The sequence below is a fragment of the Leptonema illini DSM 21528 genome, from assembly GCF_000243335.1.
Lineage (GTDB): Bacteria > Spirochaetota > Leptospiria > Leptospirales > Leptonemataceae > Leptonema > Leptonema illini.
Genome location: NZ_JH597773.1, coordinates 2,995,416 through 3,014,829 on the forward strand (window position 1 = coordinate 2,995,416; position 19,414 = coordinate 3,014,829).

The 19,414-nt window shown below is 54.6% G+C and carries 22 protein-coding genes; 11 read left to right on the forward strand and 11 right to left on the reverse strand.

The annotated features are described in order from the left end of the window. The first annotated feature begins 36 nt into the window (after positions 1 to 36). Positions 37 to 1,692 carry a GMC oxidoreductase gene (locus LEPIL_RS13625; protein WP_002773217.1) on the forward strand — a complete coding sequence of 552 codons (1,656 nt, stop codon included), beginning with the start codon at positions 37 to 39 and terminating at the stop codon, positions 1,690 to 1,692. Positions 1,693 to 1,792: 100 nt separating this feature from the next. Here LEPIL_RS13625 and LEPIL_RS22235 read toward each other — a convergent pair whose 3' ends face one another. Then, a complete protein-coding gene (locus LEPIL_RS22235) occupies positions 1,793 to 2,515 on the reverse strand; it encodes an LA_3696 family protein (RefSeq protein WP_052608338.1) in 723 nt (240 codons plus the stop codon). On the opposite strand from LEPIL_RS22235, the gene ygiD reads away from it, so the two are divergent. Then, entirely contained in the window at positions 2,514 to 3,272 is a 759-nt protein-coding gene (gene ygiD / locus LEPIL_RS13635) for a 4,5-DOPA-extradiol-dioxygenase (RefSeq protein WP_002773228.1), read from the forward strand. The genes LEPIL_RS22235 and ygiD overlap by 2 nt on opposite strands. On the opposite strand, the gene LEPIL_RS13640 is transcribed toward ygiD, so the two are convergent. Next, entirely contained in the window at positions 3,269 to 4,294 is a 1,026-nt protein-coding gene (locus tag LEPIL_RS13640; RefSeq protein ID WP_002773230.1) for an endonuclease/exonuclease/phosphatase family protein, read from the reverse strand. The two genes, ygiD and LEPIL_RS13640, sit on opposite strands and share 4 nt — an antisense overlap. Positions 4,295 to 4,324: 30 nt before the next feature. Beyond that, positions 4,325 to 4,798, reverse strand: coding sequence for a CsgG/HfaB family protein (locus LEPIL_RS13645; RefSeq protein WP_342742372.1), 474 nt, complete (start codon positions 4,796 to 4,798; stop codon positions 4,325 to 4,327). 116 nt (positions 4,799 to 4,914) lie between these two features. On the opposite strand from LEPIL_RS13645, the gene LEPIL_RS13650 reads away from it, so the two are divergent. After that, positions 4,915 to 5,307: a DoxX family membrane protein gene (locus LEPIL_RS13650; protein ID WP_002773234.1), complete on the forward strand. Its 393-nt coding sequence runs from the start codon at positions 4,915 to 4,917 to the stop codon at positions 5,305 to 5,307. Further along, positions 5,304 to 5,630, forward strand: coding sequence for a c-type cytochrome (locus LEPIL_RS13655; RefSeq protein WP_002773235.1), 327 nt, complete (start codon positions 5,304 to 5,306; stop codon positions 5,628 to 5,630). The genes LEPIL_RS13650 and LEPIL_RS13655 overlap by 4 nt, the downstream gene beginning before the upstream one ends. 38 nt (positions 5,631 to 5,668) lie before the next feature. On the opposite strand, the gene LEPIL_RS13660 is transcribed toward LEPIL_RS13655, so the two are convergent. After that, the gene (locus tag LEPIL_RS13660) at positions 5,669 to 6,142 is read right to left on the reverse strand and encodes a DUF327 family protein (protein WP_002773237.1); all 474 of its coding nucleotides are present in this window, start codon (positions 6,140 to 6,142) and stop codon (positions 5,669 to 5,671) included. Between the two features lie 125 nt (positions 6,143 to 6,267). Between LEPIL_RS13660 and LEPIL_RS13665 the strand changes: the two genes are divergently transcribed. Further along, positions 6,268 to 8,454: a penicillin acylase family protein gene (locus LEPIL_RS13665; protein WP_002773239.1), complete on the forward strand. Its 2,187-nt coding sequence runs from the start codon at positions 6,268 to 6,270 to the stop codon at positions 8,452 to 8,454. A gap of 71 nt (positions 8,455 to 8,525) precedes the next feature. On the opposite strand, the gene LEPIL_RS13670 is transcribed toward LEPIL_RS13665, so the two are convergent. The 4 genes from LEPIL_RS13670 to LEPIL_RS13685 form a co-directional block, all read right to left on the reverse strand. Beyond that, on the reverse strand, positions 8,526 to 9,872 hold the full coding sequence (locus LEPIL_RS13670) for a hypothetical protein (protein ID WP_002773240.1): 1,347 nt from the start codon (positions 9,870 to 9,872) through the stop codon (positions 8,526 to 8,528). A gap of 38 nt (positions 9,873 to 9,910) precedes the next feature. Continuing rightward, positions 9,911 to 10,510 (reverse strand): SDR family NAD(P)-dependent oxidoreductase, encoded by a 600-nt coding sequence (locus tag LEPIL_RS13675; protein WP_002773241.1) that lies wholly within the window; start codon positions 10,508 to 10,510, stop codon positions 9,911 to 9,913. A gap of 364 nt (positions 10,511 to 10,874) precedes the next feature. Further along, entirely contained in the window at positions 10,875 to 11,438 is a 564-nt protein-coding gene (locus LEPIL_RS13680; RefSeq protein ID WP_002773242.1) for an OmpA family protein, read from the reverse strand. A 28-nt stretch (positions 11,439 to 11,466) separates the two neighbouring features. Beyond that, positions 11,467 to 12,324, reverse strand: a complete 858-nt coding sequence (locus LEPIL_RS13685) for a TatD family hydrolase (protein ID WP_040918848.1) — start codon at positions 12,322 to 12,324, stop codon at positions 11,467 to 11,469. Positions 12,325 to 12,439: 115 nt separating this feature from the next. On the opposite strand from LEPIL_RS13685, the gene lpxA reads away from it, so the two are divergent. The 6 genes from lpxA to LEPIL_RS22240 all read left to right on the forward strand — a co-directional run bounded on the left by lpxA (position 12,440) and on the right by LEPIL_RS22240 (position 17,050). Next, complete coding sequence (gene lpxA, locus LEPIL_RS13690) at positions 12,440 to 13,219, forward strand: acyl-ACP--UDP-N-acetylglucosamine O-acyltransferase (protein ID WP_002773244.1); 780 nt, start codon at positions 12,440 to 12,442, stop codon at positions 13,217 to 13,219. Positions 13,220 to 13,390: 171 nt separating this feature from the next. After that, complete coding sequence (locus tag LEPIL_RS13695; protein ID WP_002773245.1) at positions 13,391 to 13,645, forward strand: hypothetical protein; 255 nt, start codon at positions 13,391 to 13,393, stop codon at positions 13,643 to 13,645. A gap of 3 nt (positions 13,646 to 13,648) precedes the next feature. Beyond that, entirely contained in the window at positions 13,649 to 14,023 is a 375-nt protein-coding gene (locus LEPIL_RS13700) for a hypothetical protein (protein WP_002773246.1), read from the forward strand. A gap of 56 nt (positions 14,024 to 14,079) precedes the next feature. Continuing rightward, positions 14,080 to 14,712, forward strand: a complete 633-nt coding sequence (locus LEPIL_RS13705) for a J domain-containing protein (RefSeq protein WP_002773247.1) — start codon at positions 14,080 to 14,082, stop codon at positions 14,710 to 14,712. Positions 14,713 to 14,752: 40 nt separating this feature from the next. Further along, entirely contained in the window at positions 14,753 to 15,685 is a 933-nt protein-coding gene (locus LEPIL_RS13710; protein WP_002773248.1) for a cation diffusion facilitator family transporter, read from the forward strand. A 258-nt stretch (positions 15,686 to 15,943) separates the two neighbouring features. Then, the gene (locus tag LEPIL_RS22240) at positions 15,944 to 17,050 is read left to right on the forward strand and encodes a GGDEF domain-containing protein (RefSeq protein WP_002773249.1); all 1,107 of its coding nucleotides are present in this window, start codon (positions 15,944 to 15,946) and stop codon (positions 17,048 to 17,050) included. Between the two features lie 64 nt (positions 17,051 to 17,114). On the opposite strand, the gene LEPIL_RS13720 is transcribed toward LEPIL_RS22240, so the two are convergent. The 3 genes from LEPIL_RS13720 to LEPIL_RS13730 are packed head-to-tail and all read right to left on the reverse strand — an operon-like array spanning position 17,115 to position 19,230. Further along, positions 17,115 to 17,552: a thioredoxin family protein gene (locus LEPIL_RS13720; RefSeq protein WP_002773250.1), complete on the reverse strand. Its 438-nt coding sequence runs from the start codon at positions 17,550 to 17,552 to the stop codon at positions 17,115 to 17,117. A gap of 26 nt (positions 17,553 to 17,578) precedes the next feature. Further along, the gene (locus tag LEPIL_RS13725; protein WP_002773251.1) at positions 17,579 to 18,850 is read right to left on the reverse strand and encodes an adenylate/guanylate cyclase domain-containing protein; all 1,272 of its coding nucleotides are present in this window, start codon (positions 18,848 to 18,850) and stop codon (positions 17,579 to 17,581) included. Beyond that, positions 18,847 to 19,230: a DoxX family membrane protein gene (locus LEPIL_RS13730; RefSeq protein WP_002773253.1), complete on the reverse strand. Its 384-nt coding sequence runs from the start codon at positions 19,228 to 19,230 to the stop codon at positions 18,847 to 18,849. Before LEPIL_RS13730 ends, LEPIL_RS13725 begins: the two co-directional genes overlap by 4 nt. Positions 19,231 to 19,414: the final 184 nt, after the last annotated feature.

The following is a 19,414-nucleotide window of genomic DNA, read 5'->3' on the forward strand; positions in this document are numbered from 1 at the left end:
TCAGAAAAAACAGATCTCTCCGGGAGTTTTCGATTCATGCAAAAAACATACGACTACATTGTCATCGGCTCAGGCTTCGGCGGAAGCGTATCGGCCCTTCGACTGGCTCAGAAAGGCTATTCTGTCGCCGTTCTGGAAGCCGGCAAACGGTATCGCAGCGAAGAATTTCCGCGCACGAACTGGAGCCTGAAAAAATTCCTCTGGATTCCGGGCCTGGCCATGTACGGCATCCAGCGCATCAATCTCTTGAAAAACGTTTTGATCCTTTCCGGGGCGGGCGTCGGCGGAGGCAGCCTCGTCTATGCCAACACGCTTTACGTTCCCCTGCCGGCCTTTTTCGATAATCCTATCGTAAAAAAGATGGGGGGAGATAAAGTGCTTCTGCCGTTTTACGAACTGGCAAAGAAGATGCTCGGCGTCGAGCAGACTCCCCGTATCTTCAAGGCCGACGAGATGCTGCGTGACACGGCCGTTGAGATGGGCTTCGGCGATACCTTTAAATCGACGCCGGCCGGCGTGTATTTCGGCACTCCCGACACGACGCATCCCGATCCCTATTTTGGCGGCGAAGGCCCCGAGCGCGTCGGCTGCAACTACTGCGGCGGCTGCATGGTCGGATGTCGCAACAATTCAAAGAACACGCTCGACAAGAACTACCTCTTCTTCGCCGAACGGCTCGGCGTCGAGATCATTCCCGAAACGAAGGTCGTCGACATCGTTCCACAGAATGAAGATGGTTCTCAGGGTTATACAATTTACACGAAGTCGTCGACAGGCTCCGCTCCGAAGCGCACGTTTCAAACGAAGGGCATCGTGCTCTCGGCCGGCGTGCTTGGAACGATGAAGCTGCTATGGTCGATGAAGCAGAAAGGACGCATGCCGCGCATCTCCGATCGCCTCGGTCATGTGGTGCGGACGAACTCCGAATCGATTATAGGCGTCACCGCACGCAGCTCGAACGTCGATTACAGCCACGGCATCGCCATCACATCGAGCGTCTTTCCCGATCCCGACACGCATATCGAGCCCGTGCGTTATCCAGAAGGATCTGACGCCATGAACGGCCTGGCCGCTCCGGTCATGGTGGACGGCGGAGGCTGGATTCCGCGTCAGATCCGATTTTTATTCGCCATGCTGCTTCATCCGATCCGGGGTCTGCGTCTCACCTGGCCCGTCGGATTCGCGAAACGCTCGATCATCCTGCTCGTCATGCAGAGCGTGGATAACTACATCAGCATCCAGAATAAAAGGACCTTCTTCTGGCCCTGGTCGAAGATTCTCACGACGAAAATGGAAAAAGGCGGCCATCTTCCGTCGTATATTCCGATTGCAAACGAATTCGCACGAGCCCTCGCTCGCCGCATGAAGGGCTATGCACGCAGCTCCATCAACGAGGTGCTGCTCGATATTCCGACGACGGCGCATATTCTCGGCGGTGCCGTCATCGGTGAAACGCCCGAAGAAGGCGTCATCGATTTGCAGAATCGCCTTTTCGGTTACGAGAACTTCATCGTCTGCGACGGCTCGATGGTGCCGGCGAATCTTGGCGTCAATCCGAGCCTGACGATTACGGCGTTATCCGAGCGTGCGATGTCGCTTGTTCCTCCGAAATCGCAGATGCATCATTTTGGTTTCGAGAAAACCTGGAATGTGACGACGTTGCTGGAAGGGGCTTTAAGCAAACAGGCCTGAAAAAAGTGACACGGAGTGGAAGGCCGCGGTGGCCTTCCCGATTTCTCTATCTATGAAGCCTGCTGACTAACCCGACACCAGGCGGAGCCATCAGGGATTATCAGGGCTTTATAAGAAAACGCTCGATCAAAGCCGTTACAGCCGGATACACGACAGCGAAAGCGACGATCGCCGAGAGAATCCACCGCGTCAAACTGCTGATCTCACGATGCACGACGGCGAAATCGGCCTTCATTTCGGCTCGAAGCTCCGACAGGCCACCCTTCAAATCCGCCTGCAGGCGACTGTGGCCGGTCACCATGTCGGCACGAAGCTCGGCTATCCCGCTCTCCATGTCTGCACGTAGCTCGGCTATCCCGGTCTCCATGTCGGCACGTAGCTCGGCCATTTCCGTCTTTAGCTCTGTGCGAAGATTCGCCATATCGGCTTTCAGCTCAGAACGCATCTCATAGAATTCAGAACGCAGGCCCGCCATCTCCGTTTTCAGCTCTGTGCGCATCTCGGCCATGTCGGCCCGCATTCCGGCCATCTCGACGCGTATGAGGGCAGTCTCTTCAGAGAGGCGATGTTCGGAACGGGAATGTGACACGGCAAGCACCTCTTCTTTGAGAGTAAGCAGTACCGAGCCCAGATAGTCAACGAATTTTGACGTTCCCTGCTCTCCGAGCAGGCGTCGCAATTCAGCGGGAAGATTTTCAGGGTTCATGTTATTCCTGGTGGCAATTCGGTCGATCGTGCGCGATTTTTTTTCAGCGAACGAGAGGCCAGGATCGGCCAGAAAAAGGTTCTTCGACGATGCCGTTTCCCCCTTTCTTTGTTCCATGATGCCAGCTCTTTTTGTCGGCCATGGAAGCCCGATGAACGCCCTTTCTGAAAACGATTTTTCAAGAGAATGGAAGCGCCTTGGTGCCACCATCGAGCGCCCTCGCGCCATTCTCGCCGTATCTGCACACTGGCTGCGTCGCGGCACGGCCGTTACAGCCATGACGCAACCTGCGACCATCCACGATTTCTACGGCTTCCCCGAAGAGCTCTTCTCGGTTCAATACCAGGCTCCAGGCAGCCCTGAGTTAGCCAGGCGCGTGGCCGATCTCGTCGGATCAACGGCTCTCGATCAGGAATGGGGGCTCGATCATGGAACCTGGAGCGTGCTCGTTCACATGTATCCAGAGGCGAACATTCCCGTCATCCAGCTCAGCCTTGATATACAGCTCTCGGCTCAAGAGCATTACGATCTCGGGCGCAGACTGCAGCCCCTTCGCGAAGAAGGCGTCCTGATTCTCGGAAGCGGCGATATCGTGCATAACCTCGGCCGCATGGACTGGGGACGCCGACAGGGTTTCGACTGGGCCGAGAGCGTAAACGAGCAGGTGAAGCAATGGATCAAAGCCGAAGACCATAGATCTGTGATCGACTGCGAGAAGCTGGGCGGCGATTTCAAACAGGCCATCCCAACACCCGATCACTTCTGGCCTTTGCTCTACGTACTGGGCGCATCGAAAGTAGGCGAGGCTATGGAATTCTTCAACGACGCCATTCTCTTCGGCGCCATTTCGATGACGGGAGTGAAGATAGGTTAACGCACACTCTGCGGGAGTTGTTCAGAAACTGATTCACTGGCTGCAACTTCAACTAAAACCGCAAGATGATCTGAACCAGAAACTGGAATGGTTCGCGCTTGCACGACGATCGGGCTTTCCGTACGAAGAAGCGTATAATCAATCCGAATGAAGGGGACAGGGAAGGTGTGGTCGGCCGGCCAGGTTCTCTGAAACGGCGGGCATCTTCCTGCATCGATCAATCCGTCGACAAAGGCGCTGTAAGCCGGATTCTGGTCGCTCAGGTTCATATCGCCAAGAAGGACAACGTCTCTATCGAGACGGATAAGATCCTTCATAAATCGCAGATGCAAATCGCGGGAGCGCTGATCGTATAACCCAATAAGGCAATGCAATCCGCGGCAATCCTGGTTTCGAACAAAGGGGATTCCGGCGTGAGCGACAAGGATGGTCCATTTACGATGCCTGATGTCGACCTGTGCCGACAGAATGACCCGCGCATCGGGCGCAGAAAAACCTGGCCCCGGGTCATAGGTTTGCAGTTCAGCCAGAGGATAGCGGCTGAAGATCGCCTGAGTCCAGTAACCTTCCTCTGACTGTAGATAAAATGCAAAGGGCAACTCTCTTTGCAGAGCGGCACCTTCGGTTTTCAGGAATAACGGTGAGGTCTCTTGAAAGACCATGACATCCAGCTCAAGCTCGGCAGCAAGGCGGGCAAAATCGCGACCTCTGTCGACGGAACCGGCCAGATTCGCCGTGTAGGTTCGAAGAACGAGTTCTCCACCCTTCCCGGACAGGCAGTACTCCGGTGCGGATAGCAGCGAAAACGGCGCGTGAGCAAATGCAAAAAGGGCAAGCGGGAAATAAAGCCCTGTCTTACGCCCCAGCAGAATAAGTGCTGAGATTACGGAGGGCAATAAAAGGTAGGCCTGAATATTTGAGAGAAAGAGCAGCCATTGATTCTCAGGCAATAGAGTTCGCCCGATCAGATACCCGGAAGCGATTACTATCTGTAGCTTGCAGAGTAAACGAAGCAGTCCCACGGCGCCTGCTACCGTCGGACAAAGCGAGGTTCAATTAAGCTCATCCAGCTCATCAAACCATGCGCTGATAACGGACCTGATTGCATCTCTTGTGAACTCAGTCGTTGTCGTATGGGATTCTCCAAGCGCAAGAATCTTCCCGGATTCCACTGCAAGCATCTTACCATAAAAGACGATTTCGTAGGATGGCATATCGGCGCCCTGAACATTAACCCGGAGCGACCCGACAAGAACGGCATCGGCTGTTGCAAGCCGACCAATCTGTAGGCTCTTTGAGTTATCATACAAACCGGTATTCATCAAAGAATGCTCTTTGAGCAATAAAACGACAGCACTGCGATCAAGCGGATTGAACCCTCTGGAAAGCAGGTGGCGATTCATAATATTTATCATATCACTCTCAAGTTCGTGCAGACGCCCCTGTGTTCTTTGTACTTTCTCAGCCTGGCGAGTTTGAAAAGAAGGACGCTGAACCCCTTGATTCGTGCTGTCAATTGTTTTCAATGCATTCGCTCTTGAAGGTCTGTTAAGAACAAAAAGAGGAGGTTATCTCATTTTTTTACTTGTCCAGACAATTAAATTTACTTATCTATCAATTATCCGTCTTGGAGGAGCATCCTATGAAATACCTGTTCACCACCTTCCGGCTTATGCTCGGAGCGGTCTTCTTCGCCTTCGGTTGGTCGAAGTTCATTCCCTTTATCCCGACGCCTCCGGTTCCGCCAGAGGCGTCCATGTTCATCGGCGCTCTCGTCGCCACCGGCTATCTCTGGTCACTCATCGGAGTCATCGAAATCACAGCCGGCGCTCTGCTGCTGGCAAATCGGCTCATCCCTCTGGCACTGCTTCTGCTTGCGCCGATCGTGACGAACATCGTGCTGTATCTCGTGCTTCTTGCGCAGAATCCGATGGCTTATGGCATGAGCGTTTTTCTGTTAACGGCGGGCATTACGCTGGCAACACAACACTGGAATCGCTTTGCCCCCATCTTTCAGATGCGGAGAGAGGCGTGAGCATAAAAAGCGGATTGCTGGCCGCATGCCTGCTTCTTGCGTCCTGTGCAGTCGGCCTGTCGGAGTTCCGATCGGCCGGCTGTCAGGCCTGCCATCTGAACACGCCGTCGGGATCAGGCCCTTCGATCCAGGAGATTCAGGAGGCCTATAGCGGCGATGCCGAGGAACTGGCCGCCTTTCTTCGCGGCGAAAGGCGGCCGCGGGTCGATCCGGCGCGGTTTGCGGCGATGCAACCAGCACTGGAAATCGCAAAACGATGGTCTGATGAGGAGCGGATGCGCGTGGCGCAGTTTCTGGCCGGCCAGGAATCAGCGGAGAGATAACCGGCTGTGCAGTCGGCCGGAAGCGGTTCAGAAACGAGTTAGCTGCGAAGATCCATGAGCAGGCCTCGAATCTCGTCGAGGTTGCGCAGGATCTGAAAGCCTGTGTTGGACTTCGATTGCAGGGCCATCATCATGCGATGGAGCCGGTCGTCGATGATCTGCAGGACGTTCAGCTCAACGTCGTTGCCGCGAACCCGCCTTTTCAGTTTCGCGACCTTCATGTTGCTATTGAGGATTTCGCGTGCGATGCCTTTCACAAGCTCGCGATAGCTGCTCAGATTCTCAGGAGACGGATTTTCAATGAGCAGGCGTTCCGCCCCCGGCAGCGACGACCAGAGCTTGTGCAGATCGCGGGTCTCTTCTTCGTGGGCAGGTAGAACCGTGTTCAGGATCTCCTGAAATCCCGAGACCTCGCTCTCGACGGCAGCCGCTGAGACCGCACTGCCGTCCGGGCGCAGTTTGCGATCGCGACGTAATCTTACGTCTCTATCAGTTGTCGTCCGGATCTGCATACTCTCCGTATCGGCAGAATCCGAAACAGGTCAAGCAGTTCTCGGCATGCCCTGTATTGAGAATCACGCGGTTTTTGCAGAACCTTATTGACAGCCTCTTTCCAGAGGATTGTGCTGAAACCTCAATGCAATCCTCCTCTACCTTTTCTCTGAACGGTCGCTACGGGCAGATATCCATCGAACGACAGGAGGACGGCTTTCCGCTGATCCGCGCCGGAGCAAAGGCCGATGCTCTGTTCGGTCTCGGGTTTATACACGCCGTCGATCGTCAGATGCAGATGTGGATGCTGAAAACCGTTTGCATGGGCCGTGCCTCAGAATGGCTGGCCGCCGAGCCCGACCTCATCGCCCTTGATCGCCTTCTGCGCTGGATCGACTTCTACGGCGATGCGGGCAAAGAATACGAAAGGCTCGGCGCGAAAACGAAGGCGCTGCTTGAGGCCTACTGTAGCGGCGTAAATGCCGGCATTCGCCATGCCGGTACTCCGTTTGAGATGCGACTGGTGCGTCATCCGCGTCCGGCATGGGAGCCGCGCGACATCCTCGCACTGATCAAGATGATCGGATTTCTCGGATTGACCCAGACGCAGGGCGATTCCGAGAAATTCATCATTCACCTGCTTCGCGAGGGGATTCCGGTCGACCTGCTTCGCGAACTATTCCCGGCGTTGAAAGATAAGGTGACGCCCGACTATCTTCAGACGCTGCGCTCGCTTCGCTCTTTCGAAGCGCCGGGTGGGTTATCCAGGCTGAGCTCGCTCTTTGCCGTCAGCGCGAGCAATAACTGGGTCGTCGGCCCTTCGCGCACCGAAGCCGAGCAGGCCATCGTATGCGGCGATCCGCATCTTTCGCTTTCTCTGCCGTCTGTCTGGTATCCGGTGAACATGCAATTCGACGACGGCTATTTCATCGGCGCTACGATGGCAGGCGCCCCTCTTCCCGTTTTCGGACGCACGGCCGATCTCTCATGGACGGTCACCTATGGAACGGCCGATACGATCGATTATTCCATCGAAGAAATCCGGCAGGGACGGTATCGTCGCGGCAACCGCTGGCTGCCGCTGAAGCCGCGCGAAGATCTACTCAAGCCGAAGGGCAAAGAGGCGCAGAAGCTGCGCTTCTACGAAACCGACGCCGGTCTGATCGAAGGCGAAGTCGTTGAAGACGGTCATTATCTCTGTTACGCCTGGACGGGACGCAAAGATGTCTCGGCCGAGACCGTCGAATCCTTCCTGAAGCTCTACTCGGTAAAGGATGTGAAGACCGCGCAGAAGACCTTCGCCGCCATGCCGTTCGCGGCCTTCCACTGGGTGTGCGCCGACCGCGAGGGCAACATCGGCTACCAGATGAGCGGAGTCGTTCCGAAGCGGCAGCGTGGCGTCTCGGGTCTATTGCCTTTCGTCATGTGGAATAAAAAGCGCCCCTGGACGGGCATGGTCGCTCCCGAGCATATGCCGCAGTCGTATAACCCTCCGGAGGGATACATCGTTACCGCGAACAACGATCTCGGTCATCTTGCAAAGGCGGACGTCTTCACGCTGCCCATGCCCTCTTACAGGGCGGATCGTATAACGAGAGCGCTCAAGCAGAGCAAACACTGGACGGTCGATGAGATGAAGGAACTGCAGTACGATCGGCTTTCTCTACAGGCCGAGAAGTTCATGCATATCCTGCGCCCTCTGCTTCCCGATACGCGAAAGGGAAAGCTACTCGCTGAATGGAATCTGTGTTACGAAGCGGACAGTATCGGCGCCACGCTTTTCGAGGCCGTCTATCGCGAGCTTCTATTCGAGGTGTTCGGAACCGTTCTCGGCACGAAGCAGATGCAGGCCGTCATCGAACAGAGCTCGCTCTTTGCCATGCTGCACGGATTCTTCGACAGGGTGCTTCTGAAGCGACGCTCGCGGTGGTTCGGCGACAGGGAACGCGAAGAGATCATGCGTATCGCCATCGAACGGGCGCTCAGCATGCCCGAGGCCCGTTACGGCCAGCGCCACTCGTTTTATATCGAAAACCTGTTCTTCGGCGGAAAGCTTCCGCGCTTCCTTGGATTCGATGCCGGTCCTTTGCCGCTCCCTGGCAGCCGGGCGACGATTCCGCAGGCGCAGGTCTTTCGTCTGATGGGCCGACAGGCGTCCTTTGCGCCGAGCATCCGATTTATTACCGACATGGGAACGGATGAGGCCTTTATCAATAATCCAGGCGGCCCCTCAGACCGCCGCTTCTCGGATCTCTATACAAAAGGCCTTGATGACTGGCTAACAGGGCGCTACTATCGTTATGCGGCGCCAGGCCGGCAGGAAGATGGATGATCTCAGGCTTCAGAAGCCTGAGCTTTCAGCGGCTCGAAACTTCAATGGGTTGAAGCTTCTGTGGCCGGAGTTCAATCGATCGAAGTCCCGAGCCTGATGAACGAAAACGGAGCCTTTGCCGCCTTCTTCATATTGACGCATTCCGTTTTTCCGATCGATCGGCGCAGCTGCTTCACATAAAGCTTGATATCAGAAGGCCACTTCTCTGCGTCCATCCCCCAGCCCGCAGGACCTGCATCGGTTACGTAAGCAAGCTCGTTAAAAGAGATAAGAAGCACCTGGTCTTTCTTCACTGAAAAATCCTTCTGCGTGGCGAAGCGTCGTTCGTAAATAACCGAGCCGATTGCCTTACCTTTATCATCGATAATCTTCCATTCGACGATCACGCCCGGAATCGTATGCTTCTCGCCATCGGACAGCTCATCGGTTGTGAAGCTGCCGAGTTTCTTGCAGGCTCCGCGGCGAAGCGTCAGCTTTTCTTCGGCAAAGCGTATCTCATCGCCGGCCGAACAATCGATGAGATACTGCCATCCCTCGGAGTAGTATTTCGTCTGCGACGGAAAGATCGGATCAATAATACGTATTCGGTAAACGCCGGCCTTGATCAGATGATAGAAATCCGTACCGCCTGCAATATACACGACCTCACGCCCGCGCTTCGATTCTTCGCGCAGGGCGGATAACACATCCTTATGCCAGATGCGCCATCCGTTGCCCGAAAGCCTGTACCAGATGTTGGCGTAGAAGAGGCGCGCGACGGGATATTTCTCGGGACTATTCAGGAATTGCTGGAACCGGGCGCCATGCTTCGATCCGAATGCGTATTCGAACATACGGTTCGCCATTCCAAACAGCCGGTCTTCGCTATCCTGTCCGGCCACGTCAAGAGGAACGATCAGAGCCTTACGATAGAGGGCTCCCAGCTTCGAGGCTCCACCGTCTTTTTCGGCGGTGTTGATCTCCTGCGAGCTGAAGCCGCTTTTTTCAAGCCTTGCAACAAAGGCCGGCATATCGTCGCTGAGTTCCTGAACGATCACTTTCATGGCCGCCTTGAAGCGAAGCTCGGCGTCGCTGCGTCGCTTCTGGTCGGCAGCCGAGACGGCAAAATCCTCGGCCTTCAAACCGAGGAAGCCTGCGCGCGACCGCATCTCGGGAGGAAATTCATCTGCAAGGATCTTTAGCGGCTGATCGGCAAAGACGACCTGATCCATTCGCTGGTCTCCATATACATACTGCCAGGCCTTCCACTTCTTAAAGACATCGTCGGCCGACTGGCTTCGCGGCGCCGCATGCAAACGGGCTGCTGAGGGCGTAAGCATGGCTAACGCTATACCGACGATCGGACTGGCTGAAATCAGGGCGGTGAAAAGAGCCGAGAAGGCCCTTCTTGCGATCGATCGTTGCAGATGCAGTTTCATACTTATTTTCCTTTCAGAGAGACTTACAAGAGAGCTTTTTACAAACCTGCGTTCAGTCTGGACGCTATGAGATCCATGATCCCGTCGGCCATCTGCGCAGCGTCGCAGGGTTCGAGAAAGCGAACCCGGGCCGACGGCATTTCACTCTCAAGAGAGCGGGCAAATCCGCGCAGGCCCTCCGTTGATATGGCCGATCCCGGAGAGGCGTGATCCGCAGACGGCGCAAGAACGATCAGGGGCTGAGGTGTGAAGACGGGCAGCATCGCATGCACAAGCGCCGCCGGAGCGAAGAGATTCCTGCGCAACTGCATCTGCAATTGATGATGGGACAGTTTTTTGATAGAAGCTCCGCCTTCAAAATCCGCAATGCTGACGATGCCATCGATATGGCCCCAACGCTCCGCGACCGAACGAGCGATGAGCTTCAACCAGCTGGCCCGCGAAGGATCCATGCGAAAAAAGAGCATCCGTTCTGCATTGTAAGTCGCCGTCTTTTGAATCGTCTTTTCAAGATCACCATATCTTGAAAGAAGAACCAGTCGAACATCGTATGCAAGCAGTCGCTGTACAACAAGATGCCCGGCAGCCGTGCCGGCGCCAGAGATAAGATAGACGGGAGTATCGCTTTTTTCAGACATCCGGGATGAAATCAGAGAAACCCGGGCAACTGCCTCTGCAAGCGTTAAATCACACCCGCACCCACTCTCACCACGCGGGTGGTGCTTTGCTGTCTGGTTGAGCACCAGGCCTGGTTCGAGCGGGTGCGGGTGTGACGGTCAGGGTAAGACAATTGATGCATGCAGGCGTCATCTCGGCGCGCACAGGGGGAGCAGGCGGGATTCGGGCGTCTGCCTGGCGAACAGAAAGGTTGGATGGGAATAACGCTTGCCTAACCTATCCTTCTACGGCTTGAATTCCTGCCGGCTGTAGCACTCTCAGGGCAAAAAAAAGCGCCCCGGAGGACGCCTTCTTTACGCATTCATATTTCGCTGAAAAAACGAATTACTTCGCTTTCGGAACGATTTTGAACGTTACACGACGGTTCAGCTGATCTTTTGCATCAACGCCGCGAGCGGGTTCGTCGTCAGCAACGCCTGCTACGCTCATCTTGTCGGTAGGGATACCGGCATTTTTCAGAGCGGCCAGAACCTGCTGAGCACGTGCCTTTGAGTAGTAAAGGTTACCCAGACGGCCATCAGCCTGACGATCACGCGGACCGATGGAGCAGGTGTGACCTGTTACTTGCAGAACATAGTCGGTATCGATCTTGGAAAGGGCTTCCTCGATCAGAGCTTTGTTTGAAGTGGCCCATTTCTGGAAATCGGCAGCGGGAACGGCAGTGGCTTTGTACTCCCATCCCTGGTTGTTCGGTGAGTAGGACACTTCAGCAAGGCTCTTGTTAATCGTGTCAATTACGAAGTTGCGGCTTGTAGAGCTGTCTCCGGAATTGTCCGTTGAATCGGTCGTCGTCTGACCGCTCTGGCAGGCTGTGAGACCGAAACCAAGCATCATAACTGCAACGGAAAGGAACATTTTTTTAGTCATATCAGTCATTACCTCGATCATAGAGTAAGAACGCCCTCTGGCGTCTCTATCAGGCCGGGGCCCGAGGGATAATATTATCCTTCGATCGCAGGAACGCAAGCGAATTTTCTCGGATTTTCTCGATCACCCGCTCCGGGGACTCGCCAAGCCGTTCTGCTCGCAAATTTGCAAGAAAATGCAGGGTAGAGGCGACGTAAGCCGGCATATTGCCCTTTCCGCGGTGCGGAACGGGGGCCAGATAAGGGGCATCCGTTTCGACCATCAGGCATTCGAGCGGCAGTTTTATGGCCGCCTCGTGCAGCGTGTGCGAATTCTTGAAAGTTAGAATTCCGCTGAAAGAGATCTTCCAGCCCAGCTCGACAAAAGGCATCGCTTCTTCATAACTGTAAGTAAAACAGTGCAGAACCCCTGTTAACCCGGGGCGTTCGCGCACCATACGAAGAGTATCGGTCACGGCCTGACAGCTTCCTTTCACATACTGTCGATCGTCTCTTGTGTGGATGACGACGGGCAGATTCAACTCGACGGCGAGATTGAGATGCTGTCGAAGCGCCTCTTTCTGCTCTTCGACAAACTGCTTTGTATGGAAGTAATCGAGTCCCGTTTCGCCGATTCCCATGAGGTCGCCGCGATCCCTGTTTTCGCGTACGATTTTAAATATTCCGGGCAATAGATCGTGGCGCTCGCCGTTCTCAGGATGTAAACCCGCAGTCCAGTAAAGTCGTAGCTCTGTATCGGCTCTGCCATTCCACGATGCGGCCAGCGACTCATTAAAGCGGCTCGACTCAAGATCGGTTGCTATCTGCACAACGGCCTCAAGTCCGGCCTGCTCCGCTTCAAGCAGGCATTGTTCGGCCGACGGTCCCTCGCGGGCGATCAGGTCAAGATGGCAATGCGTATCAATCACCTGTCCAGAAAAATGAATCCGGACTGCATCGCATCTGAAAAAAAGGCCGCTATGTATTTGGTGCATGCCTTCTGATCGGACTTGCCTGCCTGCCCCCCCGAAAGAAATCCTGCTCATGCATCATCCTACAGCCATCATTCATCCCGGAGCGAAGATCGCCGACGGGGTGAAAATCGGCGCCTACACGATCATTGCCGACGATGTGGAAATCGGCGAAGGTACGGAAATCGGTAATCATGTAAACATCCACAGCGGCGTTCGCCTCGGTAAAGGAAACGTCGTCTGCGCCGGCGCCCATCTCGGCGGAGATCCGCAGGATCTTGGATTCGATCGCTCGGTGCGCACGTTTACGATCATCGGCGATAACAACACGTTTCGCGAGAACACGAACATCCACCGCGGCTCGCTTCCGGAACGTCCCACCCGAATCGGGAACGGGAACTATCTGATGGGAACCGTGCATCTCGGGCATGACTGCGTCGTCGGCGACAACAACATCTTCACGCAGGGATGCGTTCTGGCCGGCCACGTTCACGTCGGCAATAAGGCCTTTATCTCAGGGCTTGTTGCCGTTCATCAGTTCTGCCAGATCGGCGATTACGCCATCCTGGGCGGATGCTCGAAAATCGTGAAAGATATCATCCCCTATTCTATGGCCGATGGCAATCCGTCTGTCATCACAGGCCTGAATGCCGTCGGATTGAAGCGAGCGGGATTTTCAGAAGAGCAGAAACGAGCCATCAAGAACGCTTATAAAACCCTCTTCCTGCGCGGACTCAACATTCAGAGAGGCCTTGAAGAACTGAAGCAGCTGCCTGCTACCGAAGAGGTAACAAACATCATTCAGTTTATTGAGCGAAGCAAGCGCGGTATTCTGACGAACCGCGAAGGCTGATCGCCATTAGAGAGAACGGCGCCTTCTGTTCGATCGAGGGAAGGCGCGTACTTTTGTCTTGACAGCGTCAGGAAACGACGCTAAGCTCAAGAACTACGGCAACCTCACAGGATGCGCAATGGAGCGACTGCTCCACTACGAATTCCCGTCATTTTTTAACAGGAGAACGATATGGCTGAAGATACGATGCAACAGGAAAGCCCCGGTAAACTGAAAGAGAAGGTTCAACAGGCCCGCCAGAAGGCCGGCGAAGAATGGGAGCATGTTCGCGATCGCCTCTCTGTGTATGGCGAAGGAGCCGATGAATTCATCGATTCTGTCGGCCGTTATATTAAAGAGAATCCGCAGCGCTCTGCCATGATTGCAGGTGCCGCAGGTCTTGGCATTGGCCTGATCGCCGGCCTTCTTCTTCGCGGACGCCGTTGATCTATGAGTCGCTCGGTCCGGGCACGCACACATTACGAGCGTAACCGGGAGAAGTACAGGCCGATCCTCGAAAACCTGGCCGCCGTCATCCTTGACCCGGCCGGGTATTTCAAGGCCTTTCGCTCCTTTGTGGGAGAGGAATACCATCGCCGGGCCGGGACGGCCATGTCGGCGTCCCTTCTCTTTGTAACGGCCGTCGTTTTGCTTGTGGCCGTCATTGTGCTGCTTTTCTTTTCTGCCTTTTTATTTCTCGATGACTTTCTACAGAATCCAGCTTTAAGCGCCTTCCTGCTTGCCTGGGTAGCCGTTCTCGTCTTTTTTATCGTCGTCCGGCTCTCTTTGCAGCGCTATCGCGACGTCGTCGGCAAACCGCGCTGAAATCGGGCCCTGCCGGTAAATTTGTCGCATGCCGGGCCCGATGATCATAGCAGAGTATGCAAACCGAGCAGATGGATGACCTTGAAAAATACTGTTCTATTCTCGGAGTGCAGGCCGGAGACTCCGCCGAGATCGTAAAAGAAGCCTTTCGCCTGCGCATCAAAGAGGTGCATCCGGACCGGGAAAGCGGCGATTCTGAAGAGGCCCGGCTTCTTATCGAGGCCTACAGGGAGCTGAAGAACGGCGTTCCCAGGGTAGAGAAGAAAACAGCGATCCCCCGCCCTTACAGACAGGCCGATGATATCGGCCGGCAGACCTATGAATCGCTCTATCGCGACGGCAGCTATGCCGATGCGCGTATCTATGACATCATCTCTAAGACCGTGGCCGCCGCGCCTAAAAGCGTCTTCGATCGGCTGCTGGAGCCGCTTGGCCAGCTTCCGCCTTCACGAGGAGCGGAGTTCTTGGAGCGAGCCGAGCACGCCTTGCAGAGCATCGTCCGCCGCTACAGGGCTTCGGTGCGACCTGGACGCCGTCGCGCCTCTGACCTGATCCGCGATCTGAATCAGGTAAAAGTACTCTATCGAGACGTGGGCAACCGGCATCCGTCGCTGCTGTCGCGCTGCAAATACAGGCTGTCACAGATCGACGAACTGATGCTTCAGGCCCGCTCCGAGCTGCATTCATGACCGCTTGACGCGACTGAACTTTTCTTTTTCATAGAAAGAGATGCACCATCACGGAGAGATATCGGGTCGGCGACTGCTCTGGGTGACGCTGATCAACCTCGTCATTACGATCGCCGAGGTTATCGGCGGAATCGTCACGGGCAGTATTGCCCTGCTGTCAGACTCGGCGCATAATCTCAGCGATACGATCTCCATCGTGCTCAGTTACGTCGCTTTACGTATTGCCCTGCGAACGGCCACTCCCCGGCGTTCATATGGATACAAGAGGGCTGAGATTCTCGCCGCCTTTCTGAACTCTCTCTTTCTGCTTCTGATCTCGGCGTATCTGATCTACGAGGCAATCGCCCGCTTTTATAGACCTGAGCCCATCAAGGGAGATTGGATGCTCATCGTCGCCGTCATCGGACTCGTCGGCAATCTGGTCTGTGTCATGCTTCTTCATCAGCATGCCAATCACAGCCTGAACATTCGCTCGGGCTATCTGCATCTTCTTGCCGATACGCTGTCCTCGGTCGGCGTCGTCATCGGAGCCGTCATTCTCATCTTCTTCCCGACGCTTACCTGGATCGACCCTGTCGTCTCGCTTCTTATCTCGTTCTATATCATCAAAGAATCGAAAGACATTTTTTTGCGTACCGTCGACATTCTCATGCAGTCGTCGGCCGAGCTCGATTACGAAGAGATGAAACGATCCGTTGAAGCCATAGACGGAGTGCAGAACATCCATCACGTTCATACCTGGCTTGCCAATGAAAGAACCATCCACTTCGAAGCCCACATCGAACTGGAAGATATGCTTCTTTCACAGACGGCGGCGATTCGCGAGCGTATTCAACGGCTGCTTGAGGATCAATTCGGTGTGAGCCACATCACGCTGCAGTTTGAGTGCCGCTGCTGCGCGGAACGTACGATCTATGTAAAAGAACCGACTCCTGTTCACCATCACGACCATTCCCGATGCGCGCACGGTTAACACATCACGCACGATACATAGGATCCAAAAACAGACTGATCGGTTTTTATCCTGGCAGGAGCGCATCGCATGCTCAGCCTCACTGATTGTCCACCATTCAAGTACATCACTGCCGCTCTTTCCCAGGCTCTTTAAAGCTTCTTTACAAAATAAAATTGACATCTCCTATCGGCAAAGAAGGGTCGGCCTGTAGTTCGATCGCGTATCATCAAAACATACATAAAAAGAAACCGATCCCGAGCCTACAGGAGTCAAAGCATGAATACTATGTTTCTCGAGCCTGCTCGCGGCCGGGGAGGCAGTTTCTTCGATCCACAGGAAAAGTCGATTCTCAGGAAGATACGCTCCGTTATGGAGGCCTTTGAAACGATCTCATACATCTGCGTGCTCGACAGGCGGGCACGCATCGTTCGTATGAACGATCGCTTTGCCGCCCTTTTTGGCGCAGAAAGCGCCGATTCTACCGGAATGAGCGTCATTCCGTATCTGAAGCGAGCCGGTCTCAGCCGCCTGACCGTTCAGATCTGGAAAACCCTGCACGCTCAAAGCACCCACAGACAGGAGCTCGCCCTTGCAGAGAACGGCGAGGCTCCGAAATGGTTCGATATACATGTAACGCCCCACCACGACGAGAACGGACAGATTGCCGGAGCCGTAGCCGTTCTGCTCGACATCACCGAGCGAAAACACGTCGAAGAGGCGATGGCCTTTCATGCCTATCACGATGCGTTAACCGGCCTTCCCAATCGTCGCCGCCTTGAGGATCGACTGCATCAGACCCGTCTGCGAGCCGACCGTTTACGCGAAAAGTTCGCTCTTCTTTTCGTCGATCTCGATCGTTTCAAGCAGGTGAACGACGTTCACGGCCATCGCATCGGCGACGCCGTTCTGATTGAGGTCGCATCGCGCATCGAAAGCGTTCTGCGAAGAGACGATACGGTATGCCGACAGGGCGGCGACGAGTTCATCATCCTGCTTCCCGGAATACGACATCCGGCGGCGGCCACAGGCGTGGCTCGAAAGCTCATCGACATCCTTTCACGACCCATCTTTGTCGATAACACGATCTGCCGCATAGGAGCGAGCGTCGGCATCGCGCTCTATCCCGATCATGATCCGCGACCGGATCGACTGATTCAGCTTGCCGACCGTGCTATGTACAGGGCCAAGGCATCGGGACGCGGTCGCTTTGCCTTCTTTGAAGATCTGCCCACACAGGTTGCGCTTCCGATTCGCTTTGAAGAGAGATCCGAAGAGAGAACGGAAACGCTGAAGATTCCCGAGGCCTGTCATCAGTGCCTTGTCCGCGTTGCCGCTCATGCCGGTCTACCGTCGACCTCGCTTGCCCTGCTTGCGAAGTCGTAGACGTGACTCGCAGCCGAATCGGTTGGCGGGTAGCAACCTGCTAACATCGAAGTCGCCTCCAGGCCTATCGGTTTACGGCGGCGTCGATCTTCTGTCTGTTTGTCTCAAAGGCCCTCTGAGCATCTTCAGAAAAAAAGGAATCAAAGAAAAACAGATTGGCGCTGCCCGATTCGAGCCGTTGCACGATAGCCCCCGATGCAATGTCGATCAGCAGAGCGTATCCTGTTGCATTCTTCTGATCGTCGAAGGCCTTGAGGACGCCAAGCCGCTCCGCCTGCCGGCGTGCTGTGACAGTCTTTTCATCGTCGGTTAAATCGAAGACGACGACCGTGATTCCTTTTGATTCGGCATAACGCTTCAGATCAGAAAAACCCGGACTGACGTTATCCCAGCGTTTACACGAAGGGCACCAGTCCGCATGGAATTTTGCAAGCACAAGGCCTTCGGCGGCTAACGGTGACGCTGCGAAAAGTAGGGCCAGCCACAAGATGGTTCGTTTCATACGTTTTCTACCTCTCAAAATGATACTTACAGGCCTTTCAGCCTGGCATAAAGAGCTTTGAATTCTGCGTTCGGATGATTCGGTCGATCCTCAAGCTCGGGGCGGATGCCCTTCACAAGATACATGGCCATATCGCCTTTCCCTTTAACGGGCAGCAGTCCTCGATCTTCGCAGATGAAAAAATCCTTTACCCGCTCATACATATCCTTAGAAATATTCACCTCACCGGGAAGCCCCGCCGATTCCATACGACTGGCGGTATTCACCGTGTCTCCCCAGACGTCATAGACGAATTTATCAGTGCCTACGACTCCCGTTATGACCGGACCGCAATGAATGCCGACGCGCAGCCGCCAGTTCCGCGCCGGTTCGCTTGCAGTTGAATGCCGCTTCATCAGCTTCTGAAAGCGAAGAGCGCAGAGAACGGCGTCCACAGAGTGTGTTTGATTCTCATCGGGGATTCCACCGGCTGCCATATAGGCGTCGCCGATCGTCTTGATCTTTTCAAGACCTGTGGCCCGCACGGCATGATCGAACGATGCGAAGAGTTGATCGAGTTCTTTGATAAGTTGCTCGGGATTCAAATCGGCGCTTGCAGCCGTAAATCCCGTCAGATCGGCAAAAAGCACGGTCGCCGATGAGTAACCACGAGGCGTCACACGATCTCGCTTCTTCAGCTCTTCGGCCACGGTGAGCGGTAGAATGTTACGCAACAACCGATCGGATTTCAATCTCTCGAATTCCAGGCTGTTTGTAAGTATAAAGATAAGGATGCCGGTCAGCAGCTGAACGAAAAGATAATTGCCGCCGGCATCCATCAGGCGATCCTCTCGAGAAGGATACATCGTGATCCATTCCGGATACAGATACTCGATAGAGAAGAGAGATCCGACGACGAGCAGCGAGATGCCGTATATCAGATACGGACGGCGCCCATCAAGCAGGATCGTCGCGATGACAAGCGCCGGAATAAAGTAATAATGAGCGCCGCCGACCGATCCGCCATTCCAAAACCAGTTGAAAGATAAAAAAACCAGAATGGTCAGGTTAAAAAGCCAGAAGAGAGAGCGGTGTTGCGACCGGAACCTGGAAATAAAGTAATACAGAAGGAAGAGCGAGCCTGAAATGAAATGCAGAAGAAACAGACGCACAGGATCGGGTAGGGTCAGAGCGGCAAACGATCCGAGCAGATTCAAAACACCGTTCACAATGCTGACAGAATTGAAAAGACGCGCCGAAAGCGGATCAAGACGCGGATCACCGATGAGCCGCACAAGTAAACGCAGAAGCGGCTTCATGAAATGCCCCCCTGCTCCGTTTTGCGCCCGAGGATCAAGAGGGTGGCGCTTCCTGCGAGAACTGAACAGGCAAGGGCAAAAAGAAGCCCTCCGTCGTCATGGACGACGATTCCAAGTACGGTCAGATGCAGAATAATCGCAGGCACAATGATCAGAATGGATAACATTGCCCCCCTGCGATACTGAGACGGCCAGAGAAGAAGAACGGAGGCGATCAATTCAGCGAAGCCTGTAGCATAGCGACCGGCCGGTTCGAGACCGACCGTCTCAAAGATAAAGATAGATTCTGCAGCGCCGGTGAATTTGAAAAATAGAGTCTGCAGAAAGACTCCGGCAACGATCATTCGCAGAACAAGGATAACGATTTTGCGAGGCTGCATCTTACGCAGATTCGCAACATTCGATCTCTGGTTGCATGCAGGACATAGAATAACGATAAAAAATGGCCCTCTCAACTAAAAAATAAACTCCGGTCTTCCTCGTCGCTCTCACCTCGTAAGTATCTTTTTTTTGCATTTTTTACGATTCCCAGAAAAAACACCGTGACGGTGAAACCAATGTCGA